Origin of the sequence: Roseomonas rosulenta (genome assembly GCF_016106005.1) — a bacterium.
Classification (GTDB): Bacteria; Pseudomonadota; Alphaproteobacteria; order Acetobacterales; family Acetobacteraceae; genus Neoroseomonas; species Neoroseomonas rosulenta.
Map to the genome: position 1 here is coordinate 1 of NZ_JACADR010000478.1, position 1,884 is coordinate 1,884.

Below are 1,884 nucleotides of genomic sequence, written 5' to 3' on the forward strand. Positions count from 1 at the left end.
TGCCTGGACCTCAGTCGTGCGCTCTTCCGATCTCGTCAGCCCGGCGCGTAGCCGAGGCGACGGTCGCGCTCGGCCGCCGCCGGGTCGCGCGTGGCCGGGTCGCCATGGCCGCCGCCGCCGGGCATCTCCACCACCAGCCGGTCGCCGGCGGGCACGACATGGAAGCCCTTGGGCTTCAGCTCGGTGCCTGAGGCCAGCGAGAGCCGCCCGGGCGCGCCGTTGGCCCCGCCCGCCCGACCGCGTGCGGGGTGCTTCACGCGTTCGAAGGTGGCGAAGATGCCGAAGGGTTCGCCGTCGCGGCGCGCCACCTCGATCACCTGGCCGAGCCCGCCGCGGAAGCGCCCCGCGCCGCCCGAGCCCTCGCGCAGTTCCTTCTTCCAGAAGACCAGCGGCGTGATGGCTTCGGTCACCTCCACCGGCACGTTGCGTACGCCCGAGGGGAAGGGCGTGGCCGAGAGCCCGTCGAGGTTGGGCCGCGCGCCGGTGCCGCCGGAATGGAAGGACGTGACCATGAAGGCCGGCCCCGTCGCGCCGGTGTAGCCGGGCCCCGCGCCGAGCTTCAGGTTCCACAGGTTCGAGGTGCCCTCGGCCGGCACCCGCCCCGGGATCGCCTGGTCGAGCGCGCCATAGACCACGTCGGGCAGCATGTGCCCCATGGTCGATCGCGCGGTGACGGGGAAGGGGAAGGGCGCGTTGACGATGGACCCCTCCGGCGCGGTGACGACCACCGCATCGAGCGTGCCGGCATTGTTCGGGATCTCGGCACCGACCAGGCATTTCACGCCGAAGGCGGTATAGGCCTCGGTGTAGCAGAGCGGGCAGTTGATCCCGAAGGGAACGGCGGCGGAGGTGCCGGTGTAGTCGACCGCGATGTGGTCCTCGGCGATCGTCACCGTGGCGTGCAGGTCGATCGGGTCGGTCACGCCGTCAATCCGCATGTGGGATTTCCAGGTGCCTTTTGGCAGCTTCTGGATGGCGGCGGTCATGCCGGCGCGTGAGCGCGTGATGATGTAGTCACCGAGTGCATCGAGGTCGGCCAGGCCGTGCTCCGCCATCATGGCCGAAAGACGCCGCTCGCCGGTCTCATTGCAGGCCATCAGAGCGAAGACGTCGCCTTCCACCTGCACCGGCTCACGCACGTTCGCGCGGATGATGCGCATCACCGTCTCGTCCACCACGCCTTCGCGGGCGAGCGGGATGAGCGGGATGAAGAGCCCCTCGTGGAAGACCTGCTTGCCTTCGGCCGACTGCCCGACGCCGCCGATATCGACCAGGTGTGTGGTGGAGGAGAACAGCGCGACCAGCCTGCCCTCGTGGAAGGCGGGCGAGGTGACCACCAGGTCATACAGGTGACCCGTGCCCTTCCACGGATCGTTGGTGATGTAGTGGTCGCCCGGCTTCATGGTGTGCACCGGGAATTCGCGGATGAAATGCACCACGCTGCGCGCCATGGAATTGACGTGCCCCGGCGTGCCCGTGACGGCCTGCGCCAGCATCTGCCCGCTGAGGTCGAAGACGCCTGCGGAGATGTCCCCGGCCTCGCGCGCGCTGGTCGAGAAGGCGGTGCGCACCAGGGTGCGCGCCTGCTCCTCGACCACGCTCAGCAGGCGGTTCCACATCACCTGGTAGCGGATGTCGGTGGTCATGCCGAGGCCTCCAGCACGATCTGGTGCAGGGCGTTGATGCGCGCCGCCATGCCGCGCGGCACGACGGTGGTGGTGCCGTCCTCGACGATCAGCGCGGGGCCGGGCAGCGCCATGCCGGGAGCCAGCGCGCTGCGTTCGAACACCGCGGCGGGCTCGGTGGCACCGCTTGCGGGGTCTGTCACGTCGCGGTGGCCGGCGGGCGCGGGGGCGGGCCGCGGCGGCGGGTCGGGCACCGGCG

Annotated in this window: 1 protein-coding gene and 1 pseudogene; both read right to left on the reverse strand. The window is 70.9% G+C overall.

All coding sequences use genetic code 11. The annotated features are described in order from the left end of the window. Nucleotides 1-35 precede the first annotated feature (35 nt). Nucleotides 36-1,646: a hydantoinase B/oxoprolinase family protein gene (locus tag HW578_RS26030; protein WP_198373611.1), complete on the reverse strand. Its 1,611-nt coding sequence runs from the start codon at nucleotides 1,644-1,646 to the stop codon at nucleotides 36-38. After that, nucleotides 1,643-1,884: pseudogene (locus HW578_RS26035) on the reverse strand (hypothetical protein); the annotation flags it as partial. The gene HW578_RS26030 and the pseudogene HW578_RS26035, both read right to left, overlap by 4 nt.